Source organism: Methanobrevibacter sp., assembly GCF_017427765.1.
Taxonomy (GTDB): Archaea; Methanobacteriota; Methanobacteria; order Methanobacteriales; family Methanobacteriaceae; genus Methanocatella.
Map to the genome: position 1 here is coordinate 1 of NZ_JAFRSC010000022.1, position 16,964 is coordinate 16,964.

At 33.4% G+C, this 16,964-nt stretch carries 16 protein-coding genes; 10 read left to right on the forward strand and 6 right to left on the reverse strand.

All coding sequences use genetic code 11. The features are described from left to right. Positions 1-115 precede the first annotated feature (115 nt). The 6 genes from IJL02_RS06035 (at position 116) to IJL02_RS06060 (ending at position 6,464) form a co-directional block, all read left to right on the forward strand. On the forward strand, positions 116-871 hold the full coding sequence (locus tag IJL02_RS06035; RefSeq protein ID WP_292808751.1) for an ABC transporter ATP-binding protein: 756 nt from the start codon (positions 116-118) through the stop codon (positions 869-871). Then, complete coding sequence (locus IJL02_RS06040) at positions 840-2,090, forward strand: SufD family Fe-S cluster assembly protein (RefSeq protein ID WP_292808753.1); 1,251 nt, start codon at positions 840-842, stop codon at positions 2,088-2,090. Before IJL02_RS06035 ends, IJL02_RS06040 begins: the two co-directional genes overlap by 32 nt. A 320-nt stretch (positions 2,091-2,410) precedes the next feature. Then, positions 2,411-2,836 carry a hydrogenase iron-sulfur subunit gene (locus IJL02_RS06045; RefSeq protein WP_292813061.1) on the forward strand — a complete coding sequence of 142 codons (426 nt, stop codon included), beginning with the start codon at positions 2,411-2,413 and terminating at the stop codon, positions 2,834-2,836. A gap of 15 nt (positions 2,837-2,851) precedes the next feature. Then, positions 2,852-3,778, forward strand: coding sequence for a F420-nonreducing hydrogenase (locus IJL02_RS06050; protein WP_292808755.1), 927 nt, complete (start codon positions 2,852-2,854; stop codon positions 3,776-3,778). 1 nt (position 3,779) lies between these two features. Then, complete coding sequence (locus IJL02_RS06055; RefSeq protein ID WP_292813066.1) at positions 3,780-5,207, forward strand: Ni/Fe hydrogenase subunit alpha; 1,428 nt, start codon at positions 3,780-3,782, stop codon at positions 5,205-5,207. 21 nt (positions 5,208-5,228) lie between these two features. Then, the gene (locus IJL02_RS06060; RefSeq protein WP_292813069.1) at positions 5,229-6,464 is read left to right on the forward strand and encodes a 4Fe-4S binding protein; all 1,236 of its coding nucleotides are present in this window, start codon (positions 5,229-5,231) and stop codon (positions 6,462-6,464) included. Between the two features lie 39 nt (positions 6,465-6,503). Here the strand turns inward: IJL02_RS06060 and IJL02_RS06065 are convergent, their stop codons facing one another. Next, a complete protein-coding gene (locus IJL02_RS06065; protein ID WP_292813073.1) occupies positions 6,504-7,763 on the reverse strand; it encodes a dihydroorotase family protein in 1,260 nt (419 codons plus the stop codon). A gap of 88 nt (positions 7,764-7,851) precedes the next feature. Here IJL02_RS06065 and IJL02_RS06070 point away from each other — a divergent pair, with 88 nt between their 5' ends. Beyond that, the gene (locus IJL02_RS06070) at positions 7,852-8,934 is read left to right on the forward strand and encodes a nucleotidyltransferase family protein (protein ID WP_292813077.1); all 1,083 of its coding nucleotides are present in this window, start codon (positions 7,852-7,854) and stop codon (positions 8,932-8,934) included. Here IJL02_RS06070 and IJL02_RS06075 read toward each other — a convergent pair. Beyond that, positions 8,931-9,923 carry an ATPase gene (locus IJL02_RS06075; protein ID WP_292813080.1) on the reverse strand — a complete coding sequence of 331 codons (993 nt, stop codon included), beginning with the start codon at positions 9,921-9,923 and terminating at the stop codon, positions 8,931-8,933. The genes IJL02_RS06070 and IJL02_RS06075 overlap by 4 nt on opposite strands. A 69-nt stretch (positions 9,924-9,992) precedes the next feature. Continuing rightward, entirely contained in the window at positions 9,993-10,226 is a 234-nt protein-coding gene (locus tag IJL02_RS06080) for a KEOPS complex subunit Pcc1 (RefSeq protein ID WP_292813084.1), read from the reverse strand. A gap of 236 nt (positions 10,227-10,462) precedes the next feature. Between IJL02_RS06080 and rplJ the strand changes: the two genes are divergently transcribed. The 3 genes from rplJ to mfnA all read left to right on the forward strand — a co-directional run bounded on the left by rplJ (position 10,463) and on the right by mfnA (position 14,628). Continuing rightward, the gene (gene rplJ, locus IJL02_RS06085; RefSeq protein WP_292813088.1) at positions 10,463-10,945 is read left to right on the forward strand and encodes a 50S ribosomal protein L16; all 483 of its coding nucleotides are present in this window, start codon (positions 10,463-10,465) and stop codon (positions 10,943-10,945) included. Positions 10,946-11,132: 187 nt separating this feature from the next. Next, positions 11,133-13,409 carry a phosphoenolpyruvate synthase gene (ppsA, locus tag IJL02_RS06090; protein WP_292813094.1) on the forward strand — a complete coding sequence of 759 codons (2,277 nt, stop codon included), beginning with the start codon at positions 11,133-11,135 and terminating at the stop codon, positions 13,407-13,409. A 61-nt stretch (positions 13,410-13,470) separates the two neighbouring features. Then, complete coding sequence (gene mfnA, locus IJL02_RS06095) at positions 13,471-14,628, forward strand: tyrosine decarboxylase MfnA (RefSeq protein WP_292813097.1); 1,158 nt, start codon at positions 13,471-13,473, stop codon at positions 14,626-14,628. A 3-nt stretch (positions 14,629-14,631) separates the two neighbouring features. Here mfnA and IJL02_RS06100 read toward each other — a convergent pair whose 3' ends face one another. From IJL02_RS06100 to IJL02_RS06110, 3 genes are read right to left on the reverse strand one after another with little or no spacing between them, the layout of a single operon-like run. Beyond that, positions 14,632-15,006 carry a dihydroneopterin aldolase family protein gene (locus tag IJL02_RS06100; protein WP_292813104.1) on the reverse strand — a complete coding sequence of 125 codons (375 nt, stop codon included), beginning with the start codon at positions 15,004-15,006 and terminating at the stop codon, positions 14,632-14,634. After that, positions 15,006-15,728 carry a class E sortase gene (locus IJL02_RS06105; protein WP_292813109.1) on the reverse strand — a complete coding sequence of 241 codons (723 nt, stop codon included), beginning with the start codon at positions 15,726-15,728 and terminating at the stop codon, positions 15,006-15,008. Before IJL02_RS06105 ends, IJL02_RS06100 begins: the two co-directional genes overlap by 1 nt. A 36-nt stretch (positions 15,729-15,764) precedes the next feature. Further along, a complete protein-coding gene (locus tag IJL02_RS06110; RefSeq protein WP_292813113.1) occupies positions 15,765-16,934 on the reverse strand; it encodes a DUF515 domain-containing protein in 1,170 nt (389 codons plus the stop codon). Positions 16,935-16,964: the final 30 nt, after the last annotated feature.

Sequence of the window (16,964 nt, forward strand, 5' to 3'; positions counted from 1 at the left end):
TAATTTTTTTTAAATTATTTTCATCTACCAGAACCATTGTTAACTATTTATAGTTAGTTAATTATAATTATATTATTATAAAACAAATTCATATTTTATTTTTTAAGGTGATTATATGTTGCTTGAAATAGAAAATTTGGCGGTTGAAGTGGCCGGTAAAAAAGTTTTAAAGGATATCAATCTCTCTATTGCTGAAGGAGAAACTCATGTTCTTTTAGGACCTAATGGTGCAGGTAAAAGTACTTTATTTTTAACAATTTTGGGTTTTCCAAATTATAAAATTGTTAACGGCACTATCAAATTTAAAGGTCAGGATATTACTGGGTTATCCACTGCAGAAAGAGTTAAATTAGGTATTGGAGTAAGTTTTCAAACACCTCCTGCAATTAGGGGAGTTTCAGTAGGAGATTTATTGAAAATCATTTCTAATCAGGATGTTAGTGATGAATTAAATCCTAGAATGCAAGAATTGGCTAGACAACTTAAATTCAGTGATGAGTTCTTAAATCGTGATGTCAATTTAGGATTTTCCGGAGGGGAAGTTAAACGTTCCGAAATTTTGCAGTTGCTTGCTCAAATGCCGGATTTCACCATGTTTGATGAACCTGATTCCGGTGTGGATATTGAAAATGTAGAATTATTAGCTTCTGAAATTGGTACTTTATTGGATAAAGATAAACCACAACGCAGTAGAAAAAGAAGTGGACTTTTAATTACTCATTTAGGTTATATTTTAAATTTTGTTAGTGCTGATAAAGCGCATGTTTTAATTGATGGGGTCATTTCCTGTTCTGGAAACCCGTCTGAAATTTTAGAAGATATTAGAAAAAACGGTTTTAATGGATGTGTTGAGTGTGCGCAATGTTTATGAAGATGCTGAAAGAGCAAAAGATAAAAAAGCAGCAATCGGTGCTGATGTAACTATTGAAAACTTCACTGATGAAACTGTTAATGCTTTGGACATGATTGATGATTTGAATGATTTAAATAAACAGACCAAATCAGATCTTTTAAAAGTAGGTGTTGATACTGACGAAAAAAACAGGTCAGGTTCCTTTTTACAAGTTGACCAAAGTAATATTTTTACAAATAACACTATGTCTGATTCCATTGAAGTGATGAATATTGGAATTGCATTGGAAAAATATAATTGGCTTGAAGATTACTTGTGGAATGTTGTTAAACCTGATGCTGATAAATACACTGCTAAAACTGCTTTAAGAGAGCAAAAAGATGGTGTTAAAAGCGGTTATTTTGTAAGATCTCTTCCTAATACCTGTGAAGTAATGCCTGTTCAGGCTTGTATGTTTATCAGTGATGAGGATATTATGCAAACTGCACACAATGTAATTATTGCTGAGGAAAACTCTGAACTTCACTTGATTACCGGTTGTGCAACTGGTGATGATGTGTCTTCTGCAATGCACGTTGGCGTATCTGAGATGTATTTAAAACCTGGTGCTAAAATAACATTCACTATGGTTCATAATTGGGCTGAACAAGTTGAAGTGCGCCCAAGAACTGGAATCAAATTAGGTGATAACTCAACTTATATCAATAATTATATTTTAACCAGTCCTGTAAGTACTTTACAATCTTATCCTACTGCTTATTGTGATGGTAAAAACTCAAGAGCTATTTTCCAATCTATTCAGGGCGGTAAAAAAGATTCTATCATTGATGTGGGTTCTAGAGCTTTACTTAATGCTGAAGGGGCCCGTGCTGAAGTTATTTCAAGAGCTGTTGCTCAGGATGAATCTAAAATTTATGCCCGAGGTCATTTGTCCGGAGCTGTTCCTGGTGTTAGGGGACACTTGGAATGTAGTGGATTAGTTTTATCTGATGACAGTTTAATTTATGCAGTTCCTGAACTTGAAGCTAGTTCTGCAAACTTAGAATTATCTCACGAGGCTGCTGTAGGTAAAATTGATGAAGATGAGATTAATTACCTAACTTCAAGGGGTATTTCCGAAGAAGATGCGGAATCCATGATTGTAAGAGGATTTTTAAACATGGATATTACTGGGCTTCCTGATGAATTAGCTCAACAAACTCAAAATATGATTGATATGAGTCTTGATGGAATGTAATTCCATCTATTTTTTCCTTTTTTTCTTGTTTTTTTGATTTAACTTCATTCTCAAGAATTCTTGTTTTATAGTATATAAACCTTTTGGCTTTAGTTTCTAAGTAACCTTTATATTAATTATTAATGAAATATATTAATCAGTACATAATGTTCTGCTGAGCTAGCTCATTAAGTACATAAATTGTGATTTTAAGGCATACCTAAACAGTATTCCTTAAAAGAAAAATTTTAAAATTTTTTAAAAAACTTTAAAATTGGATTTAGAAAGATTTAAATTTTTCTAAAGACGGAAAAAAATATTTATAGAGGAGGAGAAACTCTATGGCTGATGATGTAAAAATTGTAATGTTTTGTTGCAACTGGTGTTCCTATGGAGGAGCAGACACAGCTGGTACTGCAAGGATGCAATACCCACCGAATATTAGAGTTATTCGTGTAATGTGTTCTGGAAGAATTGATCCACAATTTGTTTTAAAAGCATTTAAAGAAGGTGCTGACGGTGTATTTGTAGCTGGATGTCACATGGGTGACTGCCACTATGATGCAGGTAACTACAAATTAGATCGTAGAATGAGATTAATTTATAAATTAGTTGAAGATATGGGAATTGGAAAAGAAAGAGTTCACCACGACTGGATTTCCGCATCCGAAGGTGAAAAATTCTCTGAATCTGTTAAAATGATGGTTAACAGAATCAAAGATTTAGGTCCAGCTCCATTAAAACAACAATTAGATGCTGAAAGATAGATTGGAGGAATGAATATGGCAGATAAAGTAAAAATAGGAACTATGTGGTTCGGCGGATGTTCCGGTTGCCACTTATCCATTGCGGATTTCCACGAATCCTTAATTGATGTAATGGAATTTGCAGATTTTGAATTTTCCCCTGTACTCATGGATACTAAATATGATGAAGTACCTGAATTAGACATTATTATTGTCGAAGGTGGAGTAAGAAACGATGAAAACAGAGAATTAGCCGAAATGTTAAACGAAAAAGCTAATATGGTTATCGCTTACGGAACCTGTTCATGTTACGGAGGTATTCCAGGTCTCGGAAACTTATGGACTGTTGAAGAATTAGAAGAAGAAGCATACATTAACTCTGTATCTACTGTAAACCCTGAAGGAATTATTCCTCACGAAGATGTACCTCATCTCGAAAGCAGAGTAAGACCTATTGGTGAAGTTATGGATATTGACTTAATGATTCCAGGTTGCCCACCTCGTTCTGATGTTGTAGCAGAAGCTATTTTAACATTATTAAGAGGCGAAACAATCGAATTACCTTCAACCAACCTTTGTGAAGTATGTCCTAGAGAAAAACCACCTGCAGGTTTAGCTATGGACTTCATTAAAAGACAATTTGAATTAGGTGCTCCTGAACCTGATTTATGTTTAATTACTCAAGGTTTAGTATGTATGGGTCCTGCAACCGTATCATTATGTGGTGCAGAATGTCCTTCCATTGGTATCCAATGTAGAGGATGTTACGGTCCTACTGCTAAAGTATTAGACCAAGGAGCAAAAATGATCAGTGCGATTGCATCTGACTACGGTGTACAAGAAGATAAAACTGTAGACCCTGAAACTGTCGCAGATCAATTAGATGATATTGTAGGTACTTTCTATACTTACACATTACCTGCTGCTTTAGTACCAATTAAAATGCAGAAAGGAGGAGAATAAAATGGTTAAACTTACTATGGAGCCTGTCACTCGTATTGAAGGACACGCTAAAATTACAGTACATCTTGACGATGCTGGAAATGTACAAGAAACAAGATTACACGTTATGGAATTCAGAGGTTTCGAAAAATTCTTAACAGGTCGTCCTGTAGAAGAATTACCAAGATTAGTACCTCGTATTTGTGGTATTTGTGATGTACAACACCACTTAGCAGCTGCTAAAGCAGTTGACCAAATTTTCGGTTACGATGATTATGAAATCTTGCCTGCAGCATACAGAATGAGAGAAATTATGAACTGGGGTTCCTACATGCACTCCCACGCTCTTCATTTCTACTTCTTAGCAGCACCAGATTTAATCATTCCAAACGGAACTAGAAAAACTAGAAATGTTTTCCAAGTAATTAAAGACATGCCTGAAATAGCACTTCAAGCTATTAACATCAGAAGAAACGGTTTAGAAATGGTTAGAAAAATCGGTGGTCGTCCAATTCACCCAACTTCATCCACTCCTGGTGGTATTTCTACCGAATTAGATGATGAAACTCAAAAAGATTTACTTGAAAGAGCTAAACAAAATGTTGAATTAGCACAAGCTACTTTAGACTTAGCTATTCCAGTATTTGAAGAAAACATTGACTTAATATCTTCATTAGGTAACTTCGGTGACACAAGACACTGTGGTACTGTAAAACCTGATGGAACTTGGGATGTATATAACGGTAATATCAGATTCAGAGATAAAGATGGAAGCGACATGTTCGAATACAGAAATGAAGAATATGTTGACATTGTTGCAGAACATGTAAAACCTTACTCCTGGTTAAAATTCCCTTACATTAAAGAATTAGGATACCCAGAAGGTATTTACAGAGTTGCACCATTATCCAGGATTAACGTATGTGACCAAATGCCTAAAGAAGCACCTCTTGCACAAGAAGCTCTTAAAGCTTTCCGTGATGCATTTGGATATGCTCAAGCACCATTATTATTCAACTATGCTAGACTCATTGAATTATTAGCATCTGCTGAATGTGCTGCTGCAGCATTAGAAGAAGACTTATCAGCTCAAAAATTCCCTGATGAATTAGAAAGAACTGAAGGTAAAGGTGTAGGTATTGTAGAAGCACCTCGTGGTACTTTAATCCACCATTACGAATCTGATGATAATGGATTATGTAATTACGCTAACATTGTTGTTGCTACAATCCAAAACAACCCAGCTATGGAAATGGGTATTCACCAAGTTGCTAAAGATTACATCAAACCAGGTATGGAAGTTGGCGATGAAATCTTCAACTTAATGGAAATGGTTATCAGAGCTTACGACCCATGTTTATCTTGTGCTACCCACTCAATGGATAGTCAAATGAGATTAGCTGAAGTAGATATTGTAGACAGTGAAGGAAACCTCATTAAAAAATTCTAAATTTAAGGGGGTTTTTTACAAATGATAGTATTTAACGAAGATGGCTGTATAAAATGTGGTGCTTGTGAAGGTACTTGTCCTACATCAGCTATTGAAGTAACACCTGAATCTATTATTCACTGTGACCTTTGTGGGGAAGAACCTAAATGTGCAGATGTTTGTCCTCAAGGTGCATTAAAAGCAGAAGAATACGAAATTGCTGATGGAATTACTCAAATCAGATTAGTATTCAACTCTGTTTTATGTGACTCCTGTGGTAAATGTGCTGAAGTTTGCCCACAAGAAACTATTAATGTCACTGGTGCTAAATTAAAAGAAGTTGAAGGATTCTGTGTAATGTGTCAAAAATGTGTTGACATTTGCCCAGTAGATGTAATTGGTATTCCTGGTCTTAAAGAACCTGCTGAATATGAACTTGACCTCAAAGGAAAAGGTCCTGTTTACATCAAAGATTGTGTTGGATGTGGAACCTGTGTTGAACCATGTCCTGTAAGTGCAATTACTCTTGAAGAAGTTGGAAGTCCAGTTACTGTAAATGATGATTGTATTAGATGTGGATTATGTTCCCAAACTTGTCCTTGGAATGCAATATTTATTGCAGAAAAAGTACCTGTTAAACGTTCTAAAGAAATCACTTCATTTACTTTCGATTCAGCTAAATGTATTGGTTGTAACACTTGTGTAGAAGCATGTCCTGGAGACTTTATTTCTGCAAACAGTGCAAGTTTAACTGTTGCTATTCCTAGTGTCTGTGCTGCATGTGGCTTATGTGTAAAAATGTGTCCTGTTGATGCATTAGACATTGAAGTCGAATGGGGTGAAGGTGCTCCTGTAGACGCAGAAGGTATCGGAAGAGACGCAGAAAAATGTGACTTCATTGGTGCATGTGCTAACAAATGTCCTACTGAAGCTATTCGTGTAGTTACCAAAACTGGTATGTCCTGCCCTGCTTTAGTAGAAACTGATGCTGAACCATCTTTCACTAGTTGTATTAGATGTGGAGCATGTGCTTCCGTATGTTCTAACGATGCATTAAAAGTTGAACAATACGAAATCACTATTGACGGCGAACCTGTCGCTAGAGACAGAATTGCATTCAACCCATCTAAATGTGATCAATGTGGTGACTGTATCGAAGCATGTCCTTATGACATGATTCACAAAACAGAAAATCCTAAATTACCAATTGCAGGATTCTGTACTTTATGTGGTCAATGTCTTGAAGCATGTCCTGAAGACGCATTATGTTATAAATAGGTGTGTAAACACACCTTAATTTTTTCTTTTTTTAAAAAATCAGTTTAATTTATCCATTACTACTTTTCCATTAACGATTGTCATTATAGGCATTCCAATATATTTCCAACCGTCAAACGGAGAATATTCTGCTTTTGTTTTAAATTCATCAATGTCGAATTTGCCTTCTTGTTTTAAATCAATTAATGTTAAGTCCGCATCATATCCGACAGCTATTTTTCCTTTATTTTTAAGATTAAATACTTTTGCAGCATTTTCAGATAATATTTTTGGGATTATTTTTAAATCAATGTTTCCTTTATTGACTTCTGTTAAAAGTAATGGAACTACTGTTTCCAAATTAGGGATTCCTGGAGATGATGACCATACACCTTTTGTTTTATCTTCCAGTGTATGAGGGGCATGATCTGTTCCGATTATGGAAGTTGAATTTAAATCATTTAATGAAATGCTGTCACGTTTTTCTCTAAGTGGGGGGTTGGTTTTTATGAATGTGCCATATGTATTATATGCTGAATTATCCAGCAATAAGTGATGCGGTGTAAATTCCCAGCTTACATGCATTGTTTTACTTGCATCTTTCGCAAGAGACAATGATTTTGCGGAACTTAAATGGCAAATGTGTAAACGTAAATTGTTTTCACCTGCAAGTTTTATGGCCTGTGCAACTGATTCGTCTTCTGATTTTGCAGGTCTTGCATAACTGTAGTCTATTGCTTTGTTTTCCTGTTTTTGTTTTAATTTGTTGGTTTCTTCCTGTACTATTGACTGTTTTTCACAGTGTACACAGACAAGTCCATTATATTCAGTTGTATCTTTCAGATGGCCTAAATTGGAAAATATTTCTTCTAGGCTTTCGTCAGTTTCCAAATCCATGAAAACTTTAAATGAGACAGGGTTAAGCTCAACCATTTTTTCCATTTCTTTTAGCTCATTATGTCCTGCCTGAAGCTCAAAGTTAACCACAGATTTTTCATTTCCAATTTCAATTTTCTCCTTCAGTGCTTTGTAGGTATTGGTCTTTGGAATGGTGTTGGGCATATCAATCACGGTTGTAAATCCTCCGGCAGCCGCACTTAAACTGCCTGTTTTAAAATCTTCTTTCTGTGTTAGTCCGGGATCTCTAAAATGAACGTGGGGATCGATAAGGCCTGGTAGAATATAATTGTTTTTTGCATCGATATACTTATCTGCTTTTATAGGATTTTTTGAAATTTCAATTATTTTTCCGTTTTCTATTTTAATAAAATGTTCTCCAGCATCATCTACAAGTTTACAATTTTTTATAACTAAATTCATTGTCAAATCCCCATTACTTTAGTTTAATATATGTAGTTTATATTTTAAAACATAATCTTTTTTTAATTTAATAAATATATTTATTTTTATGTCTCAAGTTTCAAACATTCTGAAGAGGGATTATGAATTATTTTTGAATGATTTGTCTCAGGATTATAAAATTTCCGATACCACTTCAGATGAGATTTTAGTGTCAGATTTTACTGAGTATAATCCTTTACATAATGGTCATTTTCATTGTATGAAAACTGCAAAACATATGTTTAATGAGTCATTATTTGTAGCTGTTGTGCCGGGATTATTTGAAAGAAGTGGGAGAGGAATACCATATATATTACCAAGGGAACTTAGGGCAGAAATTGCAATTTCTGTTGGTGCAGATATTGTAGTTGAAGGACCTCCTATGGGAATAATGGGTTCGGGCCAGTATTCATTATGCCTTTGTAAAATGTTTAAAGCCTTAAACACTGATTATATTCCTAGGGGGTATAAACCTGTTGAAGGAATGGATGAAATATTAAAAAGAATTAACATGGGACATCATGTAGCTTCAAAACCATATAAAATTGTAGATAAAACTACTAATGAGATTCTGTTAAAAGGTAAATTGGAGGAAGACAACTATGTAATAACCTCTTTTGCCAATTCATTAAGTAAAATTGGTTTTGATTATGCTGATAAGTTTATTTTTGTTGAGAGAATAGGTGGGGTCAGCGGCACCCTTATCCGTGAAAGCATTTTGGAAGATAATTTTGATAATGTATTGGACATGATGCCTTCCAAAACCATTGAGGTTTTAAAACGTGAAATTAAAAATGATTCCATCATTTATGGTATTCGAGATGTCGATAGAATTTTAGATACGGCAAATAATTACAGTTTTGAGGAATTGTCCAATTTAAATCTGTTTAATGAAAAATTAGCTCAAAATATTATTGACAATAGGTATTATGATGATTTAAATCAACTTGAGGATGCTATTCTTCAGGGATTTTCAACACATTTCCGCCAAAGGGTATTAAGTATTTTAGAAAATCCGATACCTAAAAAAGTAATTTCACAATATATTGATAAATATCCTTCAGTAATCAGAATTTTAGGATATAAAAATAAAAATAGTTTAGAAATATTTAAAAAAAAGATAAATAATGAAAATATTTCATTATTTTAACGTGTTAAAACTGTATTGATAACATTTTGCGGATTCTTAAGTGCGAATATAGCATCCATATATGTTGGATAAGCTGCATTTAAGAAGAACAAGTATATTATGTAGTACAATACAACTAAAATCACTATAATTAAGATTATAGTTAATAGTATATCCACAACACCCATTGGTTCTTTTTCTTCCTGGTAATTTAAGTTATGGATGTTTTTATCAACGGATTTGTCACCACTCATTTCTCTAGCAATTTCAGCTCTAATTCTTGCTTCCATTTCTTCTGGAGTCTCATTTCTTGGAGCTACTTTTCTAGTTACCTGTTCTTTAGGTGGTTGTTCAACAGGTCTAGGTTTGTATTCCTTTTTTGTTAGAGAACCGTATTGTTCTTCATCTTTTGCTAACTGTTCACCTAAAGGAACTTCCTTTTCATCAAAATACAAGTCATCTAAATATTTTTCATATTTGTCCTCAAGATCTTGTCTTGCACTTGTTTTTTGAGGTTCATAAGAGTGATCTGGATAAATGTAGTCATCTTCTTGAGGTGCTGCTTGTTGTTGAATTTCCTCTTGAGGATTATATTCATATTCGTCTTGTGCAACTTGTTGTGGGGCTTGCTGATAAATGCTTTCATCTTCAATTAAATAGGATGATTCCAATCCTCCACTATATTCAATATTGTCTTTTATGTTGTATGGAGAATCATCACTAATTGCCTTATATTCTTGAACAGGTTCTTCCTGAGCATATGGTATTTCATAGTCTTCTTGCGGTTGGTAGACACTTTCTTCAACAGGTTGCTCTTCAACATGAACCGGTTCGGGTTCAACTGTTTCTTGTGGGCTAGAATTATCTAATCCAAGGCCTACAATTTTTTCCAAACAGTCTTTACAGTAAATTTTTCCAGCAATTTCTAAACCACATTCTTTACAAATGGATTTTCCACATATTGCACAAATATCTGTGCCCTCTCTTTCAGGATGATAATGACATTCCATAAATTACACACTCTAACGAATAAATTTTATTAATGTATATATTTATTATTTTTATTCATATATATCTTTTCATGATTTGTTTGTTTTTTCAATTATTTTTTCCGCAACTATTTCTGAAGCAATCAAATCGTCAACTGTTGCAAGGAAACTGCCTAAACTTTCACTATTTATTTTATAATCGATAGTATTTTTGTTTAGATTGCTTTCAAGATAATTTTCGTTATCAATTTCTAATGAATTATATATCAAGCAAGCAAATTCTTCAGTTTTATAATTTAGTCTTATTGATCCGTTTATTTTCATTTTTTTCACTTCATTCTCAATAATAATATTATATTATATTTGATGTATAAATTAATTTTTATCAATACATTTTTGAAAATATGGTAACATTTATTAATGACTTAATTAATATATTTAAGTATTCTATATATTACGATATATGATTTTTATATAGCTATCATTGGAATTTAATAATTATATAGCTATTTTTTAATTAGACATGTTTATCATGTTATTTTCATTTCGGAGGAATAATTATGGTTCGTGCTTATACAAGAAGAGATTATATTAGAAAAACCCCAAATTCAAGAATTGTACAATATGATATGGGTAATTTAAGAGATGAATTCCCTGTATCTTTAAGTTTAGCTGTTAAAAAACCAGCTCAAATTAGACACAACTCCTTAGAAGCAGCAAGGATTGCTTCTAACAGATTAATGCAAAGAGCTGCTGGTAGAATGGGTTACCACTTAAAATTAAGAGTATATCCTCACCAAATCGTAAGAGAAAACCCGATGGCAACTGGTGCAGGTGCGGATAGGGTACAAAGTGGTATGAGAAACGCATTCGGTAAACCAATCAGTGTTGAAGCTATTGTTAAAAAAGATCAAAGAGTCATCACTATTGACTGCCAAGAAAAAAACTTTGAACAGGCTAAAGTTGCATTAAAAAGAGCAGGTATGAAATTACCAGTTCCATGCAAAATAGTTGTTGACAAAGGCGCAGAATTAATTAAATAATTTTTTTAATTAATTTCTTTTCACTCTTTTTTTATAATTTTTATAAACTTTTTTTTACTGATTTTTCGATTTTTATAATTAAATATTTAAACTTTAAAATTAATATTTAATATATAGTATTGACGTTGTTTTTTCTATCTAAACTATTGTCAATTTATTTAAATTTTAATCCAAGAGGTTATATTTCATGTATGTTGTAAAATTTGAGGATTTAAATAAATCCGACATTGGAATTGCCGGTGGAAAAGGTGCTAATTTGGGTGAATTAACTCAAGCAGGTATTCCAGTACCACCTGGTTTTGTAGTAACTGCACAAGCTTATGAAAAGTTCATGGACGAAGCGGGAATTAATGATAAAGTCATGAGCATTCTTGATGAAATTGATATTAATGATACCAAAGCTCTTCAGGCAGCTGCTGAAGAAATAAAAAGTATCATCATTGAAGCTCCTATTCCAGAAGATTTAGTCATCTTTATTCGTGAATATTATAATGAACTTTGTCAAAGAGTTGGTGAAGATGATACTGATGTTGCAATTAGGTCATCAGCTACTGCAGAAGATTTACCTGAAGCTTCTTTTGCAGGTCAACAAGATACTTTCTTACATGTTTCTGGTGATGATGAAGTAATTGAATACATTAGGAAATGTTGGGCTTCACTATTTGAAGCTAGAGCTATTTTCTACAGAGAAGAAAATGACTTTGAACATTCTAAAGTTTATATTGCAGTTGTTGTTCAAAAAATGGCAATTGCAGACAAAGCTGGTGTGATGTTTACTGTAAATCCATCTACCGGTGAAGAAATTGCTTTAATTGAAGGATCTTGGGGACTTGGTGAATCAGTAGTGTCCGGTGATGTAACTCCTGATAATTATCAAGTTGACAAAAAGAACAATGAAATTATCAATGTAACCATTAGTGATAAAAAAGTCATGTACACTAATGATGAAAGCGGTACTAGTGTCAAAGTTGAAGTTCCTGAAGAAAAAAGAAAAGAAAGAGTTTTATCTGATGATGAACTCATTGAATTAACTGAAATGGGTAAAAGGGTTCAAGCTCATTATGGTGAACCAATGGATACTGAATGGGCATTTGAAAGAGACAATTTATTCTTATTACAAGCAAGACCAATTACCACTTTAGGCGATGCAGTAGAAGACACTGGTGATGAATCTTCAGATTTAGGTGAAGTTCTTGTAAGAGGTCTTGGTGCAAGTCCTGGAATGGCATCTGGTAAAGTTAAAATTGTTCTGGATATTGATGAGTTAGATAAAATCAAAGATGGCGACATCATGGTTACTACCATGACCACTCCTGATATGGTTCCTGCTATGAGAAGAGCAAGCGGTATTGTAACTGATGAGGGCGGAGTAACCTGCCATGCATCAATTATTTCCCGTGAACTCGGAATTCCTTGTGTTGTAGGAACTGGTGATGCTACAACTACATTAAAAGAGGAATCCGGTGTTACATTGGATGGTAAAAAAGGTTTAGTATTTGATGGAATTTCCGAAACCAAACCTGAAGCTCCAGTTCAAGGAGGTGCTGTTGAAGCAGCCCCAATAATAACTGTTACTGAAGTAAAAGCTAATGTAAGTATGCCTGAAGCAGCAGAAAAAGCAGCAGCTACTGGTGCTGATGGTGTTGGACTTTTAAGAACCGAACATTTAATGTTAACTTCAGGTATTCACCCTGGCAAATTCATTGCTGATGGAAGAGAAGATGAATTAATCGACACCATTGCAGACAATGTTATGATTGTAGCAGATGCATTCTATCCAAAACCGGTATGGTACAGAACTTTAGATGCACCTACAGATGAATTCATAACTTTAGAAGGTGGGGAAAACGAACCTAGAGAACACAATCCAATGCTCGGTTGGAGAGGTATCAGAAGAGAATTGGACCAACCTGAAATCCTTAAATGTGAATTTAAAGCTATTAAAAAGTTACATGAAAAAGGATACACTAACATTGGTATTATGATTCCATTATCACAAAGTCCTGAAGAACTTAAACAAGCTAAAGCACTTTGTTCTGAAGTCGGCTTTGAACCTCACAAGGATGTTGAGTTTGGAATGATGGTAGAAATTCCTGCAGCTGCAATAATGATTGATGAATATATTAAAGTTGGAATCGACTTTGTAAGTTTAGGAACAAACGATTTAACTCAATATACTCTTGCAGTCGACAGAAACAATGAGTTTGTAGCAAAACACTACACTGAAGAACACCCTGCAGTAATGAAATTAATTGAAAGAACAATTAGAAAATGTGCTGAAGCGGGTGTTAAATGTAGTATTTGCGGTCAAGCAGGTAGTGTTCCACACATTGTTGAAAAACTTGTTGCATTTGGAATTACTAGTGTATCTTCAAATACTGATGCTATTGCTGAAGTTAGAAAGACTGTTGCTAGAGCTGAACAAAAAATTATTCTTGACGCTGCACGTAAACGTTTAGAATAATCTTTTTATTTCTCTTTTTTATTTTTATTTTTATTATAATAATGTTTAGTTAGGTTGTTTTATGCAAGATAAACCAGTAGATAAAGATGATATTTTAAAAGAATTATCCGAACTCCATGAATTGGATTATAATTATTCTGATGGAAGGATTTTAGGATCAATGTGTACTGAGGCACATCCATTTGCAAAAGAAGTTTATTGCAAATTTCTTGATACAAATTTAGGTGATCCTGGCCTTTTTAAAGGAACAAAACGTATTGAAGATGAGGTTATTCAATCTATTGGTGAAATATTGTCTCTTGATGTTGCATATGGTAATATTGTGACTGGAGGTACTGAAGCTAATCTCATGGCTATCCGTGCTGCTAGAAACCATGCAAGAAAATATAAAGGAATTGTTGACGGTGAAATAATCATCCCTGAATCTGCACATTTTTCTTTTAAAAAAGCAGCTGATATGTTAAATTTGAAAATTGTGGAAGCGGAATTGGATGAAAATTATAAAATCGATGTTGATTCATTAAAAAAAGTAATCTCTGATAAGACTGTTGCAATTGTAGCTATTGCAGGTACTACTGAATTGGGATTAATTGACCCTATTGAAGAAATTTCAAAAATAGCTTTTGATAATAATATTTATTTCCATGTTGATGCTGCATTCGGTGGTTTTTCTATTCCATTTTTAAAACAAAGGGGATATGATTTACCTACTTTTGATTTTTCCCTACCTGGTGTTTGTTCCGTTACTGTTGATCCTCATAAAATGGGATTGGCACCAATTCCTGCTGGGGGAATAATTTTTAGAAAAGAAGAGTATCTGGAAGTTATGGCCGTTGATTCTCCATATCTGACTGTAAAAACTCAATCCACTATTGTGGGTACTCGATTAGGTGCATCTTCAGCTGCAACTTATGCAATAATGAACTATTTTGGAAAAGAAGGATATGCCGATTTGGCACAAGATTTAATGAAAAATACTCAATATCTATATGATGGATTGCTTGAAATTGGATATGATGTTATATGCAAACCTGAATTAAATATTCTAGCTTTCAATCATCCGGATATCGAAACTAATGAATTTGCTGAAAAATTAGAAAAATTAGGTTGGAAAGTTTCTGTTGCTAAATGCCCAGTATCCATCCGAGTAGTTTTAATGAATCATATTAAAAAAACCCATATAAAAGAATTATTAGAAGATTTAAAAGATTTGTTTTAACCTTCAATCTTCTGTAATTTTTTCAACATACATTAGAGGATAATTTAACTCCTCAATAAACTCTATTCTTATTATAGCTTCAACATTATCTACTTTTGTATAGATTTTAACATCCAGCATATCTCCTGTAAGTGAAGTATAGTCAAATTCGGTCATTGATTCTTCAAGTTTGTCGAAGCGAATATTCACTTTCACATCTTCAATTGCAGGTTGCAACTTTAATGATTCTTCCATACTTGTCTCTAAGCTATTTTTAGTACTTTTATTCACTGGGGTTCCTACGAACTGGTGAAATAGTGCACCCATACTTATAGCGCCTTCAAATATGGCTCTTTCACGGGTTGTTATATTTGAGAAGTATTCTTTATCAACATCCATTATAATCCTCCGTTTAAAAAGTTAATCTTATCGTAAATAATTTCAGACGGTATTGGGAACATGCAACAGTAGAATAATATTGCTGATATAATCAATACTGCTGCTAAGATGAATATTCTTTGATTTTTAGGATATATGAAACTAAAGATTATTCCTACAATTAAGAATATTGCGCTTATAATCCATGCGTTTGATTCTTGAGGATTGTCTTTAATTATTTCTGTATTGAGCGGATTGGTTTCACTCACCTCTCCTTGTATTATCAATCTGTTTTCAGTAGATCCTATCGGGTCACATGTAATTAGATACAGCTTGTTTCCTCCTTCCTGAGCAACAAGCTCGTAGGTTGCAGGCACGATTGTTGAATTAGTTACAGTATAAGTTATTTCTCCAATTCCGGGCCATTCTAGAACCAATTTATCTCCCGAATTCAGTTCATTCAACCTTAAAAATGGTGAACCCTGCAGGGTCCTATGTCCAAATAGTAATACGTCCCCATCAAGCGGATTATATGATGTAGGTTCATGCAATACTCCCTGAGATAATGATACATTATTTAATTTCTCATTTACTCCTATGGAAGGTATTAAAATTGCTGGAGATTCAATATTTCTTTCTATTGAAACTTTAGTTGAGAAATAGTTGACTTCTCCTAAGGCATATAATCCAATTATAAGTATGCATATTATAATGACTATTGTTGAAATAGTTGGTTTATTCATAATATCACTTTTGTATTGCATAATATAATAATTTTTTTAATTGGTGTATGCGGTATTTATTTCATTAATCATCCAATTTGGTGCATTGGATGTTGGAATTGTTAACACTATATTTTCCATATTATTTAGCATGAAATTAACTTTATCTCTTGGTGTTTCAATCAAAAGCATATATTGCGCATCCAAATCCCCTAGATTTATTTGACGTTCGTAATTGGATAATTTGACTCCATAATTTTTCAGCATGTCGATTGTTTCTTTTTCATCATATCCCTTAATAATGGATCCTTTAAGAAGTTCCAACACATTTGAAGAAAATGCTTTAGTATTTTCTTTCGGATATGTTGTATTTCCTTTAACATTCATATTTGATTTTGAATACTCAGAATCAATTTCCCCATTTTCCTCATATCTCATTATCGATAAAACAGTACATCCGCTTATTTCAGGGCTTGTTGTGTTGGTGATATTTGTATCATATTCACTGTAGTTAGAACTCAAATAGATATCTACTACGCTACCTACATTAATTAAACCCGCTCCGGCCTGAAGTCGGGAAACGAGTATTGGTACGGATACGGTATTCGGTTTTTCGAATTTGATTTGGGATAATATTGTTGCATCATTATCGTTAACGATTTTTATTGCTTCTGCACTATTCATTAAAACGTCTTTGCTTTCATTTTCATAAACGACCATTGTTCTGTTGTATTTATCTTGGTTAGCCGTAATTGATTTTTTATGGTATGATTTCCAATCCTTCGTTGCAGGTGTTAGAATATTGATGTTTTCTAATTCTTCTGCATTTCTTGCATCGTTAATTTTATTTTCCAAGGTTAATGCATTTGGTGAAGTTATTAACGGTCCGGAATATAAGTCGTGAAGTTCATTTAATTTTGTTGTTCTCATGAGTGATAGTTCTTCTTGCTGGGGCTGGTAGATTAGGAAATAATAGGATGATATGATTAATGTAATTATTATTAATGTTGTTATTATAATCCCAATCTTTCTTTTTTGTTCATCTTCAGTTATCTTTGTTGATTTTGGATTCAAATAGATTCCGATTTTATGATTCAGTTTCCTTAAAGGACTTATTTCATCTTTTTTATTCGGTTTTGGCAAATTTTCTTCATAATATTGTTGTTTAATTTCTTTTGTTTTTCCAAAACCTTTTGGGAACAATGGATCTTTAGGTTTTTTGTTCATTTTTCTACTCCTAATAATTTTATTAAAAGT

Excerpts from the sequence above, each read along its gene's own strand:
- IJL02_RS06035 (WP_292808751.1), top strand. The coding sequence starts at position 116 with ATGTTGCTTGAAATAGAAAATTTGGCGGTTGAAGTGGCCGGTAAAAAA.
- IJL02_RS06040 (WP_292808753.1), top strand. The coding sequence starts at position 840 with ATGGATGTGTTGAGTGTGCGCAATGTTTATGAAGATGCTGAAAGAGCA.
- IJL02_RS06045 (WP_292813061.1), top strand. The coding sequence starts at position 2,411 with ATGGCTGATGATGTAAAAATTGTAATGTTTTGTTGCAACTGGTGTTCC.
- IJL02_RS06050 (WP_292808755.1), top strand. The coding sequence starts at position 2,852 with ATGGCAGATAAAGTAAAAATAGGAACTATGTGGTTCGGCGGATGTTCC.
- IJL02_RS06055 (WP_292813066.1), top strand. The coding sequence starts at position 3,780 with ATGGTTAAACTTACTATGGAGCCTGTCACTCGTATTGAAGGACACGCT.
- IJL02_RS06060 (WP_292813069.1), top strand. The coding sequence starts at position 5,229 with ATGATAGTATTTAACGAAGATGGCTGTATAAAATGTGGTGCTTGTGAA.
- IJL02_RS06065 (WP_292813073.1), bottom strand. The coding sequence starts at position 7,763 with ATGAATTTAGTTATAAAAAATTGTAAACTTGTAGATGATGCTGGAGAA.
- IJL02_RS06070 (WP_292813077.1), top strand. The coding sequence starts at position 7,852 with ATGTCTCAAGTTTCAAACATTCTGAAGAGGGATTATGAATTATTTTTG.
- IJL02_RS06075 (WP_292813080.1), bottom strand. The coding sequence starts at position 9,923 with ATGGAATGTCATTATCATCCTGAAAGAGAGGGCACAGATATTTGTGCA.
- IJL02_RS06080 (WP_292813084.1), bottom strand. The coding sequence starts at position 10,226 with ATGAAAATAAACGGATCAATAAGACTAAATTATAAAACTGAAGAATTT.
- rplJ (WP_292813088.1), top strand. The coding sequence starts at position 10,463 with ATGGTTCGTGCTTATACAAGAAGAGATTATATTAGAAAAACCCCAAAT.
- ppsA (WP_292813094.1), top strand. The coding sequence starts at position 11,133 with ATGTATGTTGTAAAATTTGAGGATTTAAATAAATCCGACATTGGAATT.
- mfnA (WP_292813097.1), top strand. The coding sequence starts at position 13,471 with ATGCAAGATAAACCAGTAGATAAAGATGATATTTTAAAAGAATTATCC.
- IJL02_RS06100 (WP_292813104.1), bottom strand. The coding sequence starts at position 15,006 with ATGGATGTTGATAAAGAATACTTCTCAAATATAACAACCCGTGAAAGA.
- IJL02_RS06105 (WP_292813109.1), bottom strand. The coding sequence starts at position 15,728 with ATGAATAAACCAACTATTTCAACAATAGTCATTATAATATGCATACTT.
- IJL02_RS06110 (WP_292813113.1), bottom strand. The coding sequence starts at position 16,934 with ATGAACAAAAAACCTAAAGATCCATTGTTCCCAAAAGGTTTTGGAAAA.